General features: G+C 68.4%; 22 protein-coding genes. 15 read left to right on the forward strand and 7 right to left on the reverse strand.

What is annotated here, in order from left to right:
* The 5 genes from ribA to ppk2 all read right to left on the reverse strand — a co-directional run bounded on the left by ribA (position 1) and on the right by ppk2 (position 4,072).
* The gene (gene ribA, locus ACE3N9_RS12635) at positions 1-1,098 is read right to left on the reverse strand and encodes a GTP cyclohydrolase II (protein WP_374284100.1); all 1,098 of its coding nucleotides are present in this window, start codon (positions 1,096-1,098) and stop codon (positions 1-3) included.
* Positions 1,056-1,847, reverse strand: a complete 792-nt coding sequence (locus ACE3N9_RS12640) for an exodeoxyribonuclease III (protein ID WP_374284101.1) — start codon at positions 1,845-1,847, stop codon at positions 1,056-1,058. Before ACE3N9_RS12640 ends, ribA begins: the two co-directional genes overlap by 43 nt.
* Positions 1,848-2,301: 454 nt before the next feature.
* The gene (locus ACE3N9_RS12645; RefSeq protein WP_374284102.1) at positions 2,302-2,955 is read right to left on the reverse strand and encodes an outer membrane lipoprotein carrier protein LolA; all 654 of its coding nucleotides are present in this window, start codon (positions 2,953-2,955) and stop codon (positions 2,302-2,304) included.
* A 42-nt stretch (positions 2,956-2,997) separates the two neighbouring features.
* Positions 2,998-3,165: a 50S ribosomal protein L33 gene (rpmG, locus tag ACE3N9_RS12650; RefSeq protein ID WP_058736926.1), complete on the reverse strand. Its 168-nt coding sequence runs from the start codon at positions 3,163-3,165 to the stop codon at positions 2,998-3,000.
* Positions 3,166-3,292: 127 nt separating this feature from the next.
* A complete protein-coding gene (gene ppk2, locus ACE3N9_RS12655; RefSeq protein WP_374284103.1) occupies positions 3,293-4,072 on the reverse strand; it encodes a polyphosphate kinase 2 in 780 nt (259 codons plus the stop codon).
* A gap of 98 nt (positions 4,073-4,170) precedes the next feature.
* On the opposite strand from ppk2, the gene phhA reads away from it, so the two are divergent.
* The 8 genes from phhA to ACE3N9_RS12695 are packed head-to-tail and all read left to right on the forward strand — an operon-like array spanning position 4,171 to position 12,329.
* Positions 4,171-5,094, forward strand: a complete 924-nt coding sequence (phhA, locus tag ACE3N9_RS12660) for a phenylalanine 4-monooxygenase (RefSeq protein WP_374284104.1) — start codon at positions 4,171-4,173, stop codon at positions 5,092-5,094.
* A gap of 47 nt (positions 5,095-5,141) precedes the next feature.
* Positions 5,142-6,035, forward strand: coding sequence for a prephenate dehydratase (locus ACE3N9_RS12665; RefSeq protein WP_374284106.1), 894 nt, complete (start codon positions 5,142-5,144; stop codon positions 6,033-6,035).
* Between the two features lie 49 nt (positions 6,036-6,084).
* Positions 6,085-6,726 (forward strand): hypothetical protein, encoded by a 642-nt coding sequence (locus ACE3N9_RS12670; protein ID WP_374284108.1) that lies wholly within the window; start codon positions 6,085-6,087, stop codon positions 6,724-6,726.
* Positions 6,723-8,030: a DUF4350 domain-containing protein gene (locus ACE3N9_RS12675; protein WP_374284109.1), complete on the forward strand. Its 1,308-nt coding sequence runs from the start codon at positions 6,723-6,725 to the stop codon at positions 8,028-8,030. The genes ACE3N9_RS12670 and ACE3N9_RS12675 overlap by 4 nt, the downstream gene beginning before the upstream one ends.
* Positions 8,031-8,035: 5 nt before the next feature.
* Positions 8,036-8,992 (forward strand): AAA family ATPase, encoded by a 957-nt coding sequence (locus tag ACE3N9_RS12680; protein ID WP_374284166.1) that lies wholly within the window; start codon positions 8,036-8,038, stop codon positions 8,990-8,992.
* A gap of 4 nt (positions 8,993-8,996) precedes the next feature.
* The gene (locus tag ACE3N9_RS12685; protein ID WP_374284110.1) at positions 8,997-10,334 is read left to right on the forward strand and encodes a DUF58 domain-containing protein; all 1,338 of its coding nucleotides are present in this window, start codon (positions 8,997-8,999) and stop codon (positions 10,332-10,334) included.
* A 13-nt stretch (positions 10,335-10,347) separates the two neighbouring features.
* The gene (locus ACE3N9_RS12690) at positions 10,348-11,406 is read left to right on the forward strand and encodes a stage II sporulation protein M (RefSeq protein WP_374284111.1); all 1,059 of its coding nucleotides are present in this window, start codon (positions 10,348-10,350) and stop codon (positions 11,404-11,406) included.
* Positions 11,403-12,329: an RDD family protein gene (locus ACE3N9_RS12695; protein WP_374284112.1), complete on the forward strand. Its 927-nt coding sequence runs from the start codon at positions 11,403-11,405 to the stop codon at positions 12,327-12,329. The genes ACE3N9_RS12690 and ACE3N9_RS12695 overlap by 4 nt, the downstream gene beginning before the upstream one ends.
* Positions 12,330-12,336: 7 nt before the next feature.
* Here the strand turns inward: ACE3N9_RS12695 and ACE3N9_RS12700 are convergent, their stop codons facing one another.
* Positions 12,337-13,377 carry an isoaspartyl peptidase/L-asparaginase family protein gene (locus tag ACE3N9_RS12700; RefSeq protein ID WP_374284113.1) on the reverse strand — a complete coding sequence of 347 codons (1,041 nt, stop codon included), beginning with the start codon at positions 13,375-13,377 and terminating at the stop codon, positions 12,337-12,339.
* Positions 13,378-13,402: 25 nt separating this feature from the next.
* On the opposite strand from ACE3N9_RS12700, the gene ACE3N9_RS12705 reads away from it, so the two are divergent.
* The 7 genes from ACE3N9_RS12705 to ACE3N9_RS12735 all read left to right on the forward strand — a co-directional run bounded on the left by ACE3N9_RS12705 (position 13,403) and on the right by ACE3N9_RS12735 (position 18,218).
* The gene (locus ACE3N9_RS12705; protein ID WP_374284114.1) at positions 13,403-13,945 is read left to right on the forward strand and encodes an N-acetyltransferase family protein; all 543 of its coding nucleotides are present in this window, start codon (positions 13,403-13,405) and stop codon (positions 13,943-13,945) included.
* Positions 13,946-13,963: 18 nt separating this feature from the next.
* Positions 13,964-15,073: a flavodoxin-dependent (E)-4-hydroxy-3-methylbut-2-enyl-diphosphate synthase gene (gene ispG, locus ACE3N9_RS12710; protein ID WP_374284115.1), complete on the forward strand. Its 1,110-nt coding sequence runs from the start codon at positions 13,964-13,966 to the stop codon at positions 15,071-15,073.
* A gap of 44 nt (positions 15,074-15,117) precedes the next feature.
* On the forward strand, positions 15,118-15,639 hold the full coding sequence (locus ACE3N9_RS12715) for a TIGR02281 family clan AA aspartic protease (protein ID WP_374284116.1): 522 nt from the start codon (positions 15,118-15,120) through the stop codon (positions 15,637-15,639).
* A gap of 31 nt (positions 15,640-15,670) precedes the next feature.
* Positions 15,671-16,570 carry an EamA family transporter gene (locus tag ACE3N9_RS12720; RefSeq protein WP_374284118.1) on the forward strand — a complete coding sequence of 300 codons (900 nt, stop codon included), beginning with the start codon at positions 15,671-15,673 and terminating at the stop codon, positions 16,568-16,570.
* Complete coding sequence (locus ACE3N9_RS12725) at positions 16,567-17,052, forward strand: N-acetyltransferase family protein (protein WP_374284119.1); 486 nt, start codon at positions 16,567-16,569, stop codon at positions 17,050-17,052. Before ACE3N9_RS12720 ends, ACE3N9_RS12725 begins: the two co-directional genes overlap by 4 nt.
* 66 nt (positions 17,053-17,118) lie before the next feature.
* Positions 17,119-17,820, forward strand: coding sequence for a murein L,D-transpeptidase catalytic domain-containing protein (locus ACE3N9_RS12730; RefSeq protein ID WP_374284120.1), 702 nt, complete (start codon positions 17,119-17,121; stop codon positions 17,818-17,820).
* On the forward strand, positions 17,817-18,218 hold the full coding sequence (locus ACE3N9_RS12735; protein ID WP_374284121.1) for a hypothetical protein: 402 nt from the start codon (positions 17,817-17,819) through the stop codon (positions 18,216-18,218). The genes ACE3N9_RS12730 and ACE3N9_RS12735 overlap by 4 nt, the downstream gene beginning before the upstream one ends.
* Here ACE3N9_RS12735 and ACE3N9_RS12740 read toward each other — a convergent pair.
* Entirely contained in the window at positions 18,215-19,651 is a 1,437-nt protein-coding gene (locus ACE3N9_RS12740; protein WP_374284122.1) for a L,D-transpeptidase family protein, read from the reverse strand. The genes ACE3N9_RS12735 and ACE3N9_RS12740 overlap by 4 nt on opposite strands.
* Positions 19,652-19,804: the final 153 nt, after the last annotated feature.

Raw genomic sequence — 19,804 nt, forward strand, 5'->3', positions numbered from 1 at the left:
TCAGGTCAGCAGGTGCCCGGTGCGGTCGCGCTTGGTATCGAGATAGCGGGCGTTGTGCGGATTGGGCGGCAGCTGGTGGGGCACGCGTTCCGCCACGGTCACCCCGGTCGCTTCCAGCGCGGCCACCTTGGCCGGGTTGTTGGTCATCAGCCGGATCGCCCCCACGCCCAGCAGGTCCAGCATCCGGGCCGCGACCGGGAAGTCGCGCGCCTCGGTCGGCAGGCCCAGACGGTTGTTGGCATCGACCGTGTCGAACCCCTGGTCCTGCAGGCGATAGGCGCGCAGCTTGTTGATCAGGCCGATCCCGCGTCCTTCCTGGCGCAGATAGAGCAGGACGCCCCAGCCGCCACCCTGCGCCTCGTCGGCCATGGCGCGCAGCGCGGCGTCCAGCTGCGGCCCGCAATCGCATTTCAGGCTGCCCAGGATATCGCCGGTCAGGCATTCCGAATGGAGCCGGACCAGCGGGGCGCGGTCGCTGCGCTGTTCGCCGATGATCAGCGCGACATGTTCGCGCAGGTCATCGGCGGAGCGGAACGCGACAATCTCGGCATCCTCGGCCGCTGCCACCGGCAGGCGGGCGCGGGTCGCCACAGTCAGATGCGTGCTGTCCTGCCAGGCGGCCAGATCGGCCGCGGCCACATCGGTGCCTTCGCCGGCCGGTTCGGCATCGACCAGGAAGGCGGGCAGGATCCCGGCCAACCGGGCCAGTTCCATCGCCGCCACGGCGCTGGCCGGATGGTCGATCGGCTCGGCCAGGAACGGACCCTTGAGCGGATGCTCAAGGTCCTGCGCCGGATCGGCGAGCGCGCGGGCCAGCGCCAGGTCGAACGGTTCGGCCCCGCGGATCAGCACCGGGGCTTCGGGCACGGCGGCGGCGCGCTGGTTGGCCAGCCGCAGCGTTACCGCCCGCGCGGCGGAAATCAGCATGGTCCGCGCCGCCGCACCGGGGGCAAAGCCGGTTTCGGCCGGCAGCAGGCGGTAAACCCCGTCGAGCGTGATCGGCCAGCCGTGCCGCAGCGCATCGATGGCCAGCGCCACCCGCCGCTGGGGGCTGGTCACAGGGCGAACTCCGTGATCAGCGGCACATGGTCGGAGCATTGCTCCCACTGGCGGGTTTCCTCAACCACGCGGTGCGAAACCGACTGCGCGGCAAGATCGGGCGAGGCCCACATGTGGTCAAGCCGCCGCCCGCGATCCTTGCCCTGCCAGTAGGTGCGATAGGACCACCACGACCAGTTACGCTGCGGCGCGGGGATGTGCTTGCGGCCCAGATCGACCCAGCCATGCGCGTCCTGCAGGCGGCCCAGCGTTTCCACTTCCAGCGGGGTGTGGCTGACCACTTTGAGCAGCGCCTTGTGATCGTAGACGTCGCAATCGAGCGGGGCGATGTTGAAATCGCCAACCAGCAGCGTCGGGCGGTCAAGCTGGTCCGCCCAGTCGGTCATCCGGGCCAGGAAATCGAGCTTCTGGCCGAATTTCGGATTCGCCTCGCGGTCGGCAATGTCGCCGCCGGCGGGGATATAGACGTTTTCCAGCACCAGCCCCTGGCCGGGGCCGAGCAGTTCCACCCCGACATGGCGCGCTTCGCCATTGGCCTGCCAGTCATGCCGGCTGAATTCGCGCAAGGGGATACGGCTGACCGTGGCCACGCCGTGATACCCCTTCTGCCCATGCACCGCGCGGTAGGTATAGCCCAGGTCTTCGAACGCCTGATGCGGGAACAGGCTTTCCACCGTCTTGATTTCCTGCAGGCACAGCACGTCGGGCGCCTGCTCGGTCAGAAAGCGGGCAACCTGGTCCATCCGCAGGCGGACCGAATTGATGTTCCAGGTAGCGATAGAAACCATGGCTGCGCTTTAGGTGCGAAGCACCGGGGCGGCAAGGGCGGGCTGAGATTGTTGGAAGCGCCTGCCCTGGCTTGGGACTGGATTGCTTCAAGCCGGAGCGAGAATGCCGGTGATCGAGAACCGGAGCGGAGCGGCCTTGATGGCCGTGAGCACCGGAAGCGCAGAGCAGTGCCGTTCGCAGCCCGGGATCAGCCAAACCACAGCCCCAAAGAAAAACCCTCGGACCGGGGGCAATGGTCCGAGGGTTCCTTTGTGCGTTCGTCACGCTTTGACGGAGCGTCCAATCAGGAGGCCAGGGCAACAGGGGGGAAACCCGCCTCAGGCCGCGCCGTCGAGACCATTTCTAGGGCTTTTTGCCTTTCTCGCCCATGAACAATCGCACCGGGATTGTCGCAATTTGTCGCACCCACGGCACAGCCGCCGACGAGCCGACGAGTCTCATCGACGAACGGGTTCAGCGCCGTCCCGTCTGGCGCGGGTCGTTGAAGCGGAAGGCGTTGTCAGCCACGGCAACGCCGTATTGCTGATTCGACAGGCTGATCACCGTGCGGGCGTTCTGCGAATCGAGGCTGGCCCAGCTCGACAGTTCCAGTCCGCCCGGTGCGCCCGGCTTGCGCACGAAGACCAGGGTGATCACGCCGTATTCGGGGTGACGCTTGTCGCGCACCTCGATGCTGACCACGTTCGGGCTGGGGGTGGGGACGAGCCGGCCGAATTTCGCCACGTCGCGATTGGGATCGAGCAGCGCGCCCAGCGGGCTGTTCTTGATCGGCCAGCGCTGGACCTGACGGACGCTGTAATCGACGAAGGTCAGCGCGCTGCCATCCGATACGATCAGGATCGGCACGCCCTTTTCATACTGGAAACGGATCTTGCCGGGGCGCTTCAGGGTCAGCACCCCGCGCACCTGCTTGCCGCGCGTGTCGGACTGGACGAAATCGGCGCGCATCGTCGAAATCGCGCGCAGCGCGGTGACGGCGCTGTCCAGATCGGACTGGGCCTGCGCAGCCGCCGGAGCAGCCGTTCCCAGGGCCAGCGGCGCGGAAACGACAAGCGCCGCCGAAACGGCGGCACTTGCAAGCGATCGAAAGGATTTCATCGGGTTCATGCCATGGCGGTTAGCCACAGGGCCTTGAACTCGCAATGAACCTTACTTGATCTTGGCTTCCTTGAACTCGACGTGCTTGCGCACGACCGGGTCGTACTTCTTGAAGCTCATCTTCTCGGTCGTGTTGCGCGGATTCTTCTTCGTGACGTAGAAGAAGCCGGTGTCGGCGGTCGAGACCAGACGGATCTTGACGGTTGCGGGCTTCGCCATGGCGCTTTCCTGTAACTTTCCGATTCGGCCCGAAAGCCGCTAAAACTCATAGGGCGGCACGCGAGCGCCGCCCCTCAAGGCCCGCGCCATTGCGGCAGCCGTGCGTGAAAGTCAAGGGAAAGCAGGGTCAGTCGGGATCATAGGGCTTGAGCGGCTTCAGCACGGAAAACCCTTCAGCCGAGGGTTCGCGGCCCAGCGGCGGCATGTCGAGCGGCTCGGGATCCACCCGGGTATCGGGCAGCCGGTCCAGCAGGTCGCGAATCAGGGTCAGGCGGCCGCGCCGCTGATCGTTGAAATCAACCAGAGTCCAGGGAGCATGGGCGGTGTGGGTGGCGTTCAGCATCGCCTCGCGCGCATCAGTATAGGCATCGTACTTCTCGCGCGCGGCCAGGTCGATCGGTGAGAGCTTCCAGCGCTTGAGCGGATCGTCCAGCCGCTCGCGGAAGCGTTCCTCCTGGCGGGCCTGGTCGGTGGTCAGCCAGTACTTGAACAGCAGGATGCCGTCATCGACCAGCAATTGCTCGAACCGGGGCGCCTGCGACAGGAAGGCATCGACCTGCGCGGGCGTGGCAAAGCCCATCACCTGCTCCACCCCGGCGCGGTTGTACCAGCTGCGGTCGAACAGCACGATCTCGCCTGCGGCGGGCAGGTGTTCGACATAGCGCTGGAAATACCACTGGGTTCGCTCGCGTTCGCTCGGCTTGGGCAGGGCCACGGTGCGGCACTGGCGCGGGTTGAGCGGGCGGGCCACCGCCTGGATCGCCCCGCCCTTGCCAGCGGTGTCGCGGCCCTCGAACAGCACCAGCACCCGCGCGCCGGTCTTGGCCGCCCAGCGCGCCATGGCGACCAGCTCCTGCTCCAGCGGGGCATAGAGCTTTTCGAATTTCTTGCGCTTGAGACTCTTCATGGGGGCAAAAATGCGCCTCTCCCCCCGCACTGGCAAGGCGCAAGACAAAGCCATGACAGGCATTGCCGTCCCGATTCGATAAAGTTACAAATGCAACCATGGCCGAGACCGATTTTACCCGCCTGCCTGACCTGGGCGCGCACATCTATACCGCCCCGCTGCAACGCCCGCTTGGTGTCGCGGAGGACTGGCTAGAACCGGCTCAGCGCGTTTATACCGCGGTTGAGCACGCGGTGTGGGACGCGCTGTTTGCCCGTCAGATGGACGTGCTGCCGGGCCGCGCCGCCAGCGCCTTCCTCGCCGGGCTGGACAAGCTCGACCTCGGACGCGGCGGGGTGCCCGAATTCGCGCGGCTGAGCGAGGAACTGGGCGCGCTGACCGGGTGGAGCGTGGTCCCCGTGCCGATGCTGATCCCCGATCACGTATTCTTCTGGCACCTTGCCAACCGGCGCTTTCCCGCCGGAAACTTCATCCGCACGCGCGACCAGTTCGACTATATCCAGGAACCCGACGTGTTCCACGACGTGTTCGGACACGTGCCGATGCTAGCCGATCCGACCTATGCCGATTACATGCAGGAATACGGCCGCGCCGGGTGGAAGGCGATGCGCCACAACCGGCTGAAAGCGCTGGGCGCACTATACTGGTACACGGTCGAATTCGGGCTGATCCAGGAAGCGGGCGGCCTGCGCGCCTATGGCGCCGGGATCCTTTCCGGCCCGACCGAGGCGGTGTTCTGCCTCGAGGCGGAGAGCCCCAACCGGATCATGCTCAACGTCGACCGGGTGATGCGCACCGACTATGTGATCGACGATCTGCAACCCACCTATTTCGTGATCGAGAGCTTTGCGGCGCTGTATCACGATACCGTGGACCGCGATTTCGACCGGCTCTACCGCTCGCTCCCGCCGGGGTTCACTTACGCCAACACCGCGGTGATCGACGTGGACGACGTGCTGCACCGGGGCACGCAGGAGTATTTCCTGCGCGGCGGGCGCGGATCGGGGGCCCAGCCGGTCTAGCCCGGTCTAGGGTTGCGGGGCGGAATTTCGGGGCCTAGTGGCAAGCCATGCACAGTTACCCCGCGCCAGCGCTCGCCCGAGTCCAGGAAATGGCCGCTGCGGCCGCCGCCGATCCGGCGCGCGCGATCAGCTTTCAGGGCGCGCCGGGGGCCAATTCGCACCGCGCGGCGATGGAATATGCGCCCGATTGCCTGCCACTGCCGTGCTTCAGCTTCGAAGACGCGCTGGAGGCGGTCAAGGACGGACGCGCCGCCCGCGCGATCATCCCGATCGAGAATTCGCAGCACGGCCGCGTGGCCGACATCCATTTCCTGCTGCCCGAAAGCGGGCTGTCGATCGTGGGCGAGCACTTCCTGTCGATCCATCACGCCCTGATGGCCAAGGGCGACGGCCCCTTCACCGCCGCCTATTCGCACCCGCAGGCGCTGGGCCAGTCGCGGTTCTTCCTGCGCGAGCGGGGGATCGTGCCGATGGCCTATGCCGACACGGCGGGCGCGGCGGCCTTCGTCGCGGAAATGGACGATCCCCAGGCCTGCGCGATCGCGCCGCGCATCGCGGCCGAGCTCTATGGCCTGAAGGTCATCGCCGACAATGTCGAGGATGCCGCCGACAACACCACCCGCTTCGTCGTGCTGGCACAGCAGCCGCTTGATCCGGCCACGCTGAATGGCGGTCCCGCGATGACGACCTTCGTGTTCGAAGTGAAGAACATTCCCGCCGCGCTGTTCAAGGCGCTCGGCGGGTTCGCCACCAACGGGGTCAACATGACCAAGCTGGAAAGCTACCAGAAGGGTGCCAGCTTTGCCGCGACCACCTTCTATGCCGACATCGTCGGCGCGCCCGGCGATCCGGCGGTGGACCGCGCACTGGAAGAACTGGCGTTCCATTGCAAGGAGCTGCGCATGCTCGGCACCTATCCGCAGGAACTGCCGCGCGGTTAACCAAAACCGCTGCTTGCTCCGTGGCTTGCGCCATGCCACCACATTAGGCGTGACCACGCAGCCGGTGCCAATCAGGGGGGCTTCAGCCGCAGACCAGGCCGCGCGCGACTGGCAGGCCGTGCGCGGCAACGGCGACATCCAGTTCGAACCGCTGCCGCTGCCGCCCGCGCCCAAGACGCCGGAATGGCTGAAGTGGCTTCAGGACCTGTTCGAGCCGCTGGCGCAGATGCTCGGCACCAGCTGGCCGGTGCTGCAATGGGTGCTGCTGGCGCTGGCGGTCCTGGCCGTGCTGTGGGCCGCGTGGCGACTGGCCGAACCGCTGCTCGAAGGCCGCCGCAAGCAGGCTGCCGCCGAGCCTGAGTGGGTGCCGGACCGCGATGCCGCGCTGGCGCTGCTGGAGGATGCCGACCGGCTCGCGCGCGAAGGCCGGTTCGACGAGGCAACCCACCTGCTGCTGCGCCGCAGCGTGGCCCAGATCGCCGCAGCCCGGCCCGACTGGGTCCACCCCGCCAGCACCGCGCGCGAAATCGCCGGGATCGCCCAGCTGCCCGCCCCGGCGCGCGACGCCTTCGGCCTGATCGCCACCCGGGTCGAACGCAGTCTGTTCGCGCTACGCAGCCTGGATGCAGGCGACTGGCAGGCCGCGCGCGAGGCCTATGCCCGCTTCGCGCTGGAGCGCCTGCCGGCATGAGCGCGCGCGGCGAAAGCCCGTTCAGTCCGCGCACCGTGCTGGGCATGGTGGTGGTCGGCGCGGCCGCCTTCCTGGCGTTCCTGTGGTTCGTCGGCGCGGGCATGACCGGCGGCAACACCAACAATGGCCAGGCCACCGTCGGCGGCAGGGGGCTGGTCGGCTATGCCGCCATGGCCGATTACCTTGAACGGCGCGGCTATGCGGTCAGCCGGGTCCAGTCCAAGGCCAATCTCAAGCAGCCGGGCCTGCTGGTGCTGACCCCGCCGCATTTCATCAATGGCCAGGACATTGCCCAGCTGGTCGCGCGCCGCCGCCGCGTGGGGCCGACCATGGTGATCCTGCCCAAGTGGCAGCCGGTGCCGCTCAACCCCCAGGCCAATCCCAAGGCGCGGCAGGGCTGGATCGCGCTGGGCCCGCCGATGGCGCCGGTGTGGAACCGGTTCCACGATGACATCGCCATTGATATCAAGCCGATGCGCGCCGGCGGCAAGACCGCGCGCTGGACCGGCGCCGGCGCCGCCGGGGAACTGCCCGCAGCCGAAAATGTCATGTCCGGCAAGGGCGACAATGTCATCCCGCTGGTCATCGGCGATCAGGATGCCCGGATCCTGGCGGGCTACATCGGCAATGACGGCGGCAGGACCGATGCGCTCGACGCCATTGCCGAGACTGATTTCGAGATCGAGCCGGGCGAGGATGACGGCCTTTACCCGCTGGTCTTCGTGTTCGAGCCGGACCTCGTCAACAACTACGGCTTTGCCGACCAGGCCAACGCCCAGCTGGCCGAACGGCTGGTCCGGGCAAGCCTGGACGGGGCCGAAAAGAAGGTCATGTTCGACCTGACGCTGAACGGCTTTGCCCGCTCGCAGAACCTGCTGACCCTGGCTTTCACCCCGCCGTTCCTAGCGGCCACGCTGTGCCTGCTGCTGGCCGCCGTGGTCACCGGCTGGCGCAGCTTCAACCGGTTCGGTCCGCCGCGCCTGGCCACCCGGGTGCTGGCCTTTGGCAAACGCGCGCTGGTTGGCAATGCGGCGGGACTGGTGCGGCGCACGCGGCGGCTCTACCTTGTCGCGCCGCCCTATGCCGATGCCGCGCGCGACCGGCTGGCCCGCGCGCTGGCCCTGCCGCAGCGGCTGGACGCGGCCCAGGTGGAAGCCGCGATCGACCGCGCGCTGGCCGCCCGCGCGCCCCAGGCCGAACCCTTTTCGCAGGCGGCAGCGCGGCTGCGCGCCGCCCGCCGCCCGCTTGAACTGCTGCGCGCCGCGCAGGCCCTCCACGCGCTTGAAAGGACACTGAAGCGATGACTGCGATGACCCTGGACCAAGTCGGCGCGCTGGCCGGCGCGATCCGCGCCGAAGTGGGCAAGGCCGTGGTCGGCCAGGCCGAAACCGTCGACGCGCTGCTGATCGCGCTGCTGGCGCAGGGCCACGTCCTGCTCGAAGGGCCGCCGGGCACTGCCAAGACATTCATGGCGCAATGCTTTGCCGCCAGCGTGGGGCTGGACTTTGGCCGGATCCAGTTCACCCCCGACCTGATGCCGGGCGACATCCTGGGATCGAACCTGTTCAACTTCCAGACCAGCCAGTTCACCCTGACCCGCGGGCCGATCTTCTGCGAGTTGCTGCTGGCTGACGAGATCAACCGCACCCCGCCCAAGACCCAGGCCGCACTGCTGGAAGCGATGCAGGAACGCCGCGTCACGCTGGATGGCACCGCCCACCCGCTGCCGGCAAACTTCCTGGTGGTCGCCACCCAGAACCCGATCGAAAGCCAGGGGGTCTATCCCCTGCCCGAAGCTCAGCTGGACCGCTTCCTGTTCAAACTGCTGGTGCCCTATCCCAGCGCGGCGGAAGAAGCGCGGATCGTCGCCCGCTTTGGCGAGCGCGCCGGACCGCAGCGCCCCGCCGATTTCGGCATTGGCGCGGTGGCCGGGCCAGAGGTGATCGCGGCGGCGGCAGCGGCAGTCAAGGCGATCACCCTGGCTGACAGCGTGGTCGATTACGTGGTCCGGCTGGTCCGCGCGACCCGCGAAAGCGCCGACCTGGCCTCGGGCGCCAGCCCGCGCGCGGCGGTGCTGCTGGCCAATGCCGCCCGCGCCCGCGCCGCGCTTGATAGGCGCGACTATGTCCTGCCCGACGATGTCAAGGCGCTGGCCGGGGCGGTGCTGCGCCACCGCCTGCTGCTGAGCCCGGCAGCCGAGATCGAGGGCAAGCAGGTCGAGGCGCTGGTCGCCGACCTGGTCGAAGCGACAGAGGCACCGCGCTGAAACGATGAGCCTGCCCCGCGCCTCGATCGTGCCGACGGGCCGCGCCGCACTGCTGGTGGCGGCGGCGGCGCCCGTGGCCGTGCTGGTCGCGGCGACAGCGCCGGGCGCGTGGGTGGCCGCGCCAATCATCGCGCTGGCGCTGGTGCTGCTGGTGCTGCTCGACGCGCAGCTGGCGGGCCGGGCCGTGCTGGCCGAACTGACCACGCAGCCCGATGCCGAAGTGGGCGAGGAGAGCTGGCTGACGGCCCGCGCCGCCTTTGCCGGCGGGCGTCGGCGCGCCGTGGCCATGGCGCTGGCCACCGATGCGCGGCTGCTGGATGGCGGGCGCGGCGAAGTGGTGCTGGCCCCGGGCGCGGACGATACCGGGGCATGGGCGGGCCGCCTGGCCTATCGTCCCAGCCGGCGCGGCACGGGCGAAGTCGAACGGCTGTGGCTGCGCTGGACCGGGCCGCTGGGGCTGGGCGCGCGGCAACTGGTCCGGCCGCTGGGCCAGCCGGTGCGGGTCTGGCCCAACCTGGCGGCAGTACGCTCGCCCGCGCTCCAGGCGTTCCTGCGCAACGCCGAATTTGGCCTGATCGCGCGGCGGATGCGCGGCGAAGGCTCGGTCTTCGAAGCCCTGGCCGAATTCGAGCCGGGCATGGACAAGCGCCGGATCGACTGGAAATCGAGCGCGCGGCACATGCACCTCTATGCCAAGGAAATGGAGGCCGAGCGCAACAACCAGATCGTCTTCGCCTTCGACTGCGGGCAGGCGATGTGCGAGCCGGTGGGCGGGCTGCCGCGGATCGACCGCGCGGTGTCCGCCGCGCTGACCACCGCCTATGTCGCGCTGAAAGCGGGGGACAAGGCCGCGCTGTTCGGCTTTGCCGCCCGGCCCGAGCTGTTCACCCCCTTCGTCACCGATGCGCGCCAGTTCCGCCGCCTGCAACAGGCCGCCGCCGGGCCGGACTATCACGCGCAGGAACCCAACTTTACCCTGGCCCTGGCGACCCTGGCTGGGCGGCTCCTGCGCCGCAGCCTGGTGGTGGTCTTTTCCGACTTCACCGATCCGACCAGCGCCGAACTGATGATCGAAAGCATCGGCCGGCTGACCAGTCGCCACCTCGTGCTGTTCGTGACCATGGCCGACGAGGAACTGGACAGCATCGCCACCGCCGAACCGGCGGGGATGCAGGAACTGGCCATGGCGGTCAGCGCCGATGCGCTGCTGCGCCAGCGTGCGCTGGTGCTCTCGCGGCTGCGGCAGCTGGGGGTGGACGTGATCGAGGCCCCGCACGAACTGATCGGCACCCGCTTGCTCGACGCTTACCTGGCGATCAAGCGCAAGGGCGCGATTGGATGAGAGGGGCACGCTGATGGCGATCTTCGGCCTGTTTGGCGGCAAGGCAGTGGCGCAGGACGCCGCGATCGAGGCGGCGGCGCTGCGCTCGGACCGCTTCCGGCAAGAGCGCGAGCGCGACTGGCAGCGGCTGGAAGCGATTGTCGCCAGAATGGAGGGCGGCCGCTTCCGCAAGCTGTCGGACGAGGACGTGCTGGCCCTGCCGGTGCTGTACCGCACGGTCGCCTCAAGCCTGTCGGTGGCGCGTGAAACCTCACTCGACGCGGCGACGCTGGCCTATCTTGAAGGGTTGGTGCAGCGCGCCTGGTTCCAGGTTTACGGCCCGCGCACCACGCTATGGGCCTGGCTGCGGCGGTTCTTTGGCGGCGGGTGGAGCGCGGCGGTGCGCGCCATCGCGCCCGAGTTGCTGGCGGCGCTGGCGCTGATGGTGATCGGCACCGTGGTCGGCTGGCTGCTCTGCGCGCAGGACCCGGACTGGTACTATTCGCTGGTCCCGGGCGGCTTCCAGGATAGCCGCGTGCCGGGCGCCAGCCGCGAGGCGCTGTCCGCCACACTGTTCGGCCACGCCGGACAGGACGGCCTGTCGGTCTTCGCCGCATCGCTGTTCAGCCATAACGCGGGCATCGCCATCCTGTGCTTCGCGCTGGGCTTTGCCTTTGGCGTGCCGCCCTTGCTGCTGCTGGTCCAGAACACCGCGACGCTGGGGGCGATGCTGTGGCTGTTCCACGGCCAGGGCCTCACCGTGGACTTTGCCGCCTGGCTGTCGATCCACGGCACGACCGAGCTGCTGGCGATCCTGCTGGCGGGCGGGGCGGGGCTGCACGTCGGGCGGTCGATGGCCTTTCCGGGCGAACGATCGATCATGCAGGCCGCCGCCGAAGCCGGGCAGCGCGCTGCAGTGGTCATGGCCGGGGTGGTGCTGATGCTGGTCATCGCGGGCATGCTGGAAGGGCTGGGCCGCCAGCTGATCGACCATACGCCCGGCCGGTTCATCGTCGGCGGGTCGATGCTGGCCCTGTGGCTGGTCTATTTCTTCGCCTTCCGCCGCGTCCCGCAGGGCAGCGAGGCACAATGAAGCGCGCCCTGCCCCGCATCGCGGACGACCGCCGCCGGGTGATGATCACGCCCGAAGGGATCGCCCTGCCGGTCACCCTGGCCAGCCGGGGCACGCGGTTCGGCGCGCTAGCGCTGGACCTGGGGATCATCGTGCTGGCCATGGTGCTGACCACGCTGGTTCTGGGCATCAGTGCCAGCCAGATCGCCGATCTGGCCGGGGACAAGCTGGGCAAGGACCTGCCCGGCGCGCAGCATGCGGTGGAATTCCTGGTGATCGTGTGGATCGCGGTGATCTTCCTGTTCCGCCACGGCTATTTCCTGCTGTTCGAACTGGGGCCGCGCGGCGCGACGCCGGGCAAGCGCATCACCGGCATCCGCATCGCCGCGCGCGATGGCGGGCGGCTCAGCCCGGAGATGGTCCTGGCGCGCAACCTGCTGCGCGATATCGAGCTGTTCCTGCCGGTCATGCTGCTGGTCGCGGCGCGCAGCGGCGATGATCTGGGCGCGGCGGGCTGGGCGGCAACCGGGTGGTTCCTGTGCTTTGCCCTGTTCCCCTGCTTCAACCGCGACCGGCTGCGCGCGGGTGACCTGATCGCCGGCACCTGGGTGGTCGAAGCCCCCCGCCGCAAGCTTGAGGCGGCGCTCAGCACCGGGCAGGTAGCGGCCAGTGGGCGCAGCCAGGCGACCGGCGCCGAATACCGCTTCGGCGAGGCGGAACTGGCGGTTTACGGTGAATACGAATTGCAGACGCTGGAACGCGTCCTGCGCGAAAACCGCCCCGACGCGCTGGCCAAGGTCCACGAGGCAATCTGCCGCAAGATCGGCTGGCAGCCCGGCGCGGGCGATGAACGCGCCTTCCTGGAAGCTTACTACACCCAGCTGCGCGCACGGCTGGAAAGCGGCATGCGCATGGGCCGGCGCAAGGCCGACAAGTTCGGCTGAGGCGCGGCTACTTCCGCTTTGCCGCCTCGTCCTTGAAGATCGCCACTTCGCTGACGCCCCGGCTGTTCGCGCGGGCGCGGTACATCCCGCTGGTGTTGAAGCTGAACACCCCTTCGCCGCGCGGGGTCAGCACGATCACGCCGCCGTCGCCGCCCAGCTTGCCCACTTCGGCAATAACCTTGTCGGCCGCCGCCTGCCCGCTTTCGCCGCGAAAGCGCAGCCGGGCGCAGATCTCGTGCGCCACTCCGGCGCGGATGAAGTATTCGCCCGCCCCGGTGGCCGAAACCGCGCAGGCCCGGTCATCGGCATAGGTCCCTGCGCCGATCACCGGGGCATCGCCGATCCGGCCCCAGCGCTTGCCGGTGATCCCTCCAGTCGAAGTCGCCGCCGCAAGGTGCCCGCCCTTGTCGCGCGCCACGGCGCCAACCGTGCCGAACTTGCGATCGACATCGTACCACGACAGCTTCTGGCTCCCCTTCAACTCCTCAAGCTGACGCTGCCGCTCGGGCGTGGCGAACCAGGCCGGATCGACCTGTTCGATCCCCTGCTGGCGGCCGAATTCCTCTGCCCCGGCACCGGCCAGCATCACGTGCGCACTGCGCTCCATCACCGCGCGGGCCAGCAGGACCGGGTTCTTGGTGTGCGTCACCCCGGCAACCGAGCCGGCGGCGCGGGTCCGCCCGTCCATGATCGCGGCATCCAGCTCGTTGCGGCCTTCCCAGGTGAACACCGCGCCCCGCCCGGCGTTGAAGTGGGGATCGTCTTCCATCACCCGCACCGCCGCAGTCACCGCGTCGAGGCTCGACCCGCCCTCGCGCAGTACCTTGCTGCCTGCTTCCAGCGCGGCGGTCAACGCGGCGCGATATTCCGCCTCGCGCTCGGGCGTCATCTTGTCGCGGCTCATCGTGCCGGCGCCGCCGTGGATCACCAGCGACCAGCCCGGTGCGGCGCGCGGCGCGCGCTTACCCTTGGCCAGGGCGGGCTGCGTCAACAGGGCCGTGGCCAGCGCGCCAAGGCCCAGCAAGCGAACGGGAGTGCTTGTCTTCATCGCCCCCGCATAGCATAACCGCGCGATGACGAAACCCGCGATCGCTGACGCCGACCTGATCCTGCGCGCCGCCCAGCCAGCCGACATTCCCGCCCTGTCGCAATTGGCGACCGACAGCTTCGTCGCCAAGTTCGGGCACCTTTACAGCCAGGCCAATCTCGATGCCTTCCTGGCCGAAAGCCTGTCCGAAGCGGCAATCGTGGCGGAACTGGCCAATCCCGCCAGGGTCTACCGCCTGGCCGAGCGAAGCGGCAAGCTGGTCGGCTATTGCAAGATCGGACTGACCTGCGGCTTTCCCGAGCACGCGCGCGGGCACAAGGTAATGGAACTGAAACAGCTCTACACCGCCGCCGATGCCACCGGCGGCGGGATCGGCAAGGCGCTGATGGACTGGGCGATGGAGCAATTCACGGCGCACGGCGCGGACGAGGCCCAGCTGTCCGTCTATGCCTACAACGACGGGGCGCACCGCTTCTACCGCCGCTACGGGTTCGACAAGGTCGCGGACATCACCTTCCGGGTGGGCGATCACATCGATCCGGAATTCCTCTTCGCACGGATGCTCTAAGCCCCTATATCGCGCGCCATGTCATCCATCAGGCCCTGGCGCGACATCACGCGCCGCACATCGCGTCAGATCATGGTCGGCAACGTGCCGGTAGGCGGCGATGCGCCGATCACCGTGCAGACCATGACCAACACCCTGACCAGCGATCCGGTGGCAACGATCGACCAGATCCGCCGCTGCGAGGATGCCGGGGCAGACCTGATCCGCGTGTCCTGCCCGGACGAGGACAGCACCCGCGCCTTTCGCACGATTGCCAAGGCGGCGCGCGTCCCGCTGATCGCGGACATCCATTTTCACTACAAGCGCGCGCTGGAAGCCGCCGATGCGGGCGCGGCCTGCCTGCGGATCAACCCCGGCAACATCGGATCGAGTGATCGCGTGGCCGAAGTGGTCCGCGCCGCCAAGGCCAATGGCTGCGCGATCCGCATCGGCGTCAACGCCGGCAGCCTGGAAAAGGACCTGCTGGAAAAGTACGGCGAGCCCTGCCCCGAAGCCCTGGTCGAAAGCGCGCTGGATCATATCAAGCTGCTGCAGGACCACGATTTCCACGAATACAAGGTGGCGGTGAAAGCCAGCGACGTGTTCCTGGCGGTCAGCGCCTACATGGGTCTGGCCGAAGCGGTCGATTGCCCGCTGCACCTGGGCATCACCGAAGCCGGCGGCCTGATCGGCGGCACGGTAAAAAGCAGCATCGGCATCGGCAACCTGCTGTGGGCCGGGATTGGCGACACCCTACGCGTTTCGCTCTCCGCCGAACCGGAAGAGGAAGTGCGGGTCGGCTTCGAAATCCTCAAGGCGCTCGGCCTGCGCACCCGCGGGGTGCGGATCGTCTCGTGCCCCAGCTGCGCGCGCCAGGGCTTCGACGTGATCCGCACGGTCGAGGCGCTGGAACAACGCCTCAGCCACATCAAGACCCCGCTGTCGCTGTCGGTGCTGGGCTGCGTGGTCAATGGCCCGGGCGAAGCGCGCGAAACCGACATCGGCCTGACCGGGGGCGGCAACGGCAAGCACATGGTCTACCTCTCGGGCGTGACCGACCATCACGTGCAGAGCGAGGCCATGCTGGAGCACATCGTATCCCTGGTCGAAGCCAAGGCCGCCGAACTGGAAGCCGCCGCCGGGCAATAACGCCGTTCGCGAAACGGTAAGGCTTTGGGCGTAGCACCGGGGGCATGTACCGCCTGCTTGCCATTGCCCTTGGCGCGATCTTGCTGATGCTGGCTGCGGCCGGCCTGATCGAACAGGCGGATCCGGCCGGCACACCCTCTCCGCAAGTGGCGGAAACCGGCCCCGCCCAGGCCGAGGTCAGCCCGCCCCCCGCGCCCGAGGGCGTGCTGGTGCTGAAGCGCGGCAGCAGCGGCCAGTTCCACCTTTCCGGCGAGGTCAACGGCCAGGCTGTGCGGTTTCTGGTCGATACCGGGGCGGACGTGGTCGCCCTGACCGAAGACAGCGCCGAGGCCATCGGCATCCAGGTGCCGGCGGACGCGTTCCAACCGATCATGCAGACCGCATCCGGAACCGGTTATGGCGCGCCGGTGATGCTGGACAGCTTGCGCCTCGCCGAAAGCGAATTGCGCAATGTCGAGGCCGTGGTGGTCCAGGGCCTGGGCGTGAACCTGCTGGGCCAGAACATGCTGCGCCGGATGGGCCACGTCACCCTGCAGGGCGACCGAATGCTGATCCAGGCCCGCTGACAGGCACGCGCATTACCGCTAGGGACAGGCGATGAACCGTCCCGTGCATCATTCCCTGCCGCCGCTGCACCTGCTGCTGGCGCTGGCCGTCATGGCGGTGTGGGGCACCAATTTCGTCGTAATCAAGCTGGCCCTGGCGCACCTGCCGCCGCTGACACTGGCAACTTTGCGCTTTGCCTTTGCGTTCTTCCCGCTCGCGCTGGTGCTGAAGCGCCCGCAAGTGCCGTGGCGCAACCTGGCCACCTATGGCGTGCTGATCGGGGCCGGGCAGTTCGGCCTGCTGTTCACCGCGATGCGCAGCGACATCACGCCCGGCCTCGCCTCGCTGGTGGTGCAGGTCCAGGTGTTCTTCACGATCGGCCTGGCCATGCGCCTCACCGGTGAGCGGCTGGCTCGCTGGCAGCTGGCAGCACTGGGCCTGGCCGTGGCCGGTCTGGCCGTGATCGCGGTGCACACCGATGCCACCGCCACCCCGCTGGGACTGGGGCTGGTGGTGCTGGCGGCGCTGTGCTGGGCGCTGGGCAACATGACCAGCCGCGCGGCGGGGCCGGTCAACATGCTGGCCTATGTCGTGTGGTCGAGCCTGTTCGCGGTGCCGCCGCTGCTGGGCCTGGCCGTGCTGACCGAAGGCTGGCCGGCGATCCTCGCCGGGGTGGAAGCCGCCGATGCCAAGACCTGGGCCGCCGTGCTGTGGCAATCAGTCGGCAACACCATGTTTGGCTATGGCGCCTGGGGCTGGCTGCTGCACCGCCACCCCGCCGCCAGCGTCGCCACGCTGGCACTGCTGGTGCCAGTGTTCGGCATGGGCGCATCGGCACTGCTGCTGCGCGAAGCCCTGCCGCCATGGAAAGTGCTGGCGTTCATGCTGGTCATGGCCGGACTGGCGCTGGGCGTGATGTGGCCCCAATTGACCAAGAGGATGAAACGATGACCCTGAGCATACGGTCGGCCAGCGCAGCGGACCTGCCCCTGATCGCGGACCTGATCCGCGCGCTGGCGGACTATGAAAAGCTGCTGCACGAAGTGCGCTTCGATGAAGCCACACTGCGCGCCAAGCTGTTCGGCCCGCGCCCCTATGCCGAAGTGGTGATTGGCGAGATCGACGGCGCGGCCCAAGGCTTCGCACTGTTCTTTCACAACTTCTCGACCTTCGAGGGCAAGCCGGGGATCTACCTGGAGGACCTGTTCGTCCGGCCAGAGGCACGCGGCAGCGGGCTCGGCAAGGCATTGCTTTCCCACCTTGCGGCGCTGGCGGTGGAACGCGACTGCGCCCGGCTGGAATGGTCGGTGCTGGACTGGAATGAACCGGCGATCGGGTTTTACAGGTCGCTGGGCGCGCGGGCGATGGACGAATGGACCGTGATGCGGGTCGATGGCCCGGCCTTGCAGCAACTGGGCGCGGCTGCGCGCTGATCTGCCGATTCCCTCTTGGCGATTCGTTCACGCATGCTTTATCCACAGGGTGATATGAAGTCGGGCGTGAACAGGCGTGATCTGATCAAGGGCGGACTGGCCGCGGGCGCGATGCTCGCGCTGCCGGCCCGCGCCCTGGCTCAATCGCTGAACGACGATTTCGACAAGGCCTTCGGGCTGACCGGAGATGCGCCGCTGCCGCCAGCCCCGGTGGAACCGGCCCTGCCCACGGCGGCGGCGGCGAACCCGGCCTATGACCGCAAGCTGGTTGAAATCGCCAAGCGCGAACTGGGCCGCGCCGGCAGCGCCGTGTGGCGGCACGACATCGTCGGCATTGCCGATTTTGCCCGGCCCAGCACTCTGCCGCGCTTCCACTTCGTCAATCTGGAAGCCGGGCAGATCCGCAGCTTCCTGGTCGCCCACGGGCGCGGCTCGGACCCGGCGCACAGCGGCTTCCTGCAGGCCTTTTCCAACGTGCCGGGATCAGAGGCGACCTCGCGCGGGGCCTATCTCACCTGCGAATGGTACAAGGGCAAGTACGGCACCTCGATCCGGCTTGAAGGGCTGGACCCCGACAACTCGCTGGCGCTCGAACGGGCGATCGTGATGCATCCGGCGGCCTATGCCGCGCCCAGCCACATCGCCCGGTTCGGCAAGCTGGGGCGCAGCGAAGGCTGCTTTGCCATGTCGCCCGACCAGTTCAACGAAGCCCTGTGGCACCTTTCCGGCGGGCGCCTGCTTTACGCTGACCGGATCGACGTGGCTTGAGCCAACCGGCGGTGCTGGCCCGGCGGCTGGTCCTTGGCGGCATGATCGTGGTGATGGCCGCGCTGATGGCGCTGCTGGTGGCAGTCGGCGAGGATGCGCAGCGCCGCGACCGGGCCGAGCAACGCCTGCTGTTCCGCGATCACTCCTATCGCCCCGAGGCCGATCTGCGCGCCTGCCTGCTTGATCCGCGCCATGACGGGCTGGTCCTGACCGAACCTGGGCGCCCGCTGTTCGGCCCGGCCCCCAGGGAACTGGTCAACACCGCGCGCCACACCACGGTGGCCATCGAGAACCGCGGCGATTTTCGCATCATCCGCGCCTGGCGCCGGGGCGAAACCACGCTGCGCCCCGGCGAGATCGTACAGCTGCTGGAATGCCTGGGGCGGCCCGCCGGCTAGAGCGGGTTGTCCAGCTTCACCACCGCTTCGCTGCTCTTGCGCTTGCCGTCCCAGGCTGCGCGCGGCGCGGCGAAACTGGCCAGCACCGGCACGTCGCGGCCGTAGACATCGGCGAACTTGCCCAGCTTGCCCGAGATGTCGGTCGCCATGGTGAAATAGGTCAGGTAGACCGGGAAGGTCTTGGTCATCAGCACCCGGGTATACTTGCCCGACAGGCTGATGTTGGCGGCCTGCTGCGGGGTGATCCCCGCGCCCAGGATGGCCATGGTCATGCCCAGTTCCACCGCGCGCTCGGTCCGCACGCAGCCATGGCTGTAGGCGCGCACCGGCGTGTTGAACAGCGACTTCGACGGGGTGTCGTGCAAGTAGATCGCATGTTCGTTGGGCATGTCGATCTTCATCCGCCCCAGCGAATTGTTGTCGCCCGGCTGCTGCACCACGGTGATCGTGCCGTCCTTGGCCTTGGTCACCTTGTATCCCTGCCGTGCGGCCGACGCCGGATTGGCCAGCAGCCGCGCGCCCAGCCCTTCGCCTTTCACGATCGATTGCGGCACGGTCCAGGTGGGGTTGAACACCACCGCTTCGACCTGTTCGGCCAGGTTCGGGGTCTGGGTCTTGCCCGGCTTGCCGATGACCGTGCGGTAGGATCTGATGATCGAATTATCGACCGTCAGCCGCAGCTGGAATTCGGGCAGGTTGGTCAGCAGATAGTACTTGCCCATGTCGCGCGGCAGCCAGCGCCAGCGATCCAGGTTGACGCGGATCAGGTTGCGGGCGGCCTTTTCGGCCTTGGGCGTGGCGGCGAGCGCAGCCTTGAGCGCGCGGTAATCGGGATGGGTCGGCGCCAGCGCCGCAATCGCCCCGGCGATGTCGTGGCTGGCCAGCGCCTGGGTCATCACCTGGGCGGTCGGGTTGAGGTCCACGTCCGGATCGACCACGAACCACTGGTGGCGCGAATCCATGCGGGTGCGGCCATCGCGCATGTCTTCGACCAGCCAGGTGAAGGACCGGCTGGCCTGAGCGTCAAGCGCCGCGCCCGCCCCCGCCGCAATCGCCGCCCGCAGCGCATCGGGCTGATAGTCCGCCGGAATCAGGCCATCTTCGTCCACCGCCGTGATCACGCCCAGCAGGGCCTGGGCATCGGCCAGGGTCCAGTTCATCACCGGATCGAGCACTGGCGCGGCGGGCGGCGCGACCACGGGCGCGCCCGGCGCCGCCGGCACGGGGCTGGCGGCCGGAGCTGGGACCGGAGCAGGCGCAGGTGCCGGCAGTGGCGCCGGGCTGGCCTGCGGCACCGGCAAGATGCTTTCGGGCGCCTTGCCCGGCTGGGCCGGAGCCTGCGCGCCGCTGGCCGGGGTGCCAGCGGCCAGCAGCGTGGCCATGCCGGCCAGCCCTGCGCTCCATGCCCGAATCGTCTTGCCCCGCGTCATCATTCCCAAGCTCCCTTGGCCGGGGCGGTCCGCCCCGGCGAATACGCATCCTTTTGCCCGTTAACCCTTCGCGCTTCAAGCATTGCGCCGGGATGAACCACCGGGCATGCCACATAAAAATCCGGGAGAACGCCAAAAGACGTCCTCCCGGAAAGG

The sequence above is a fragment of the Novosphingobium sp. genome (assembly GCF_041905565.1).
Lineage (GTDB): Bacteria > Pseudomonadota > Alphaproteobacteria > Sphingomonadales > Sphingomonadaceae > Novosphingobium.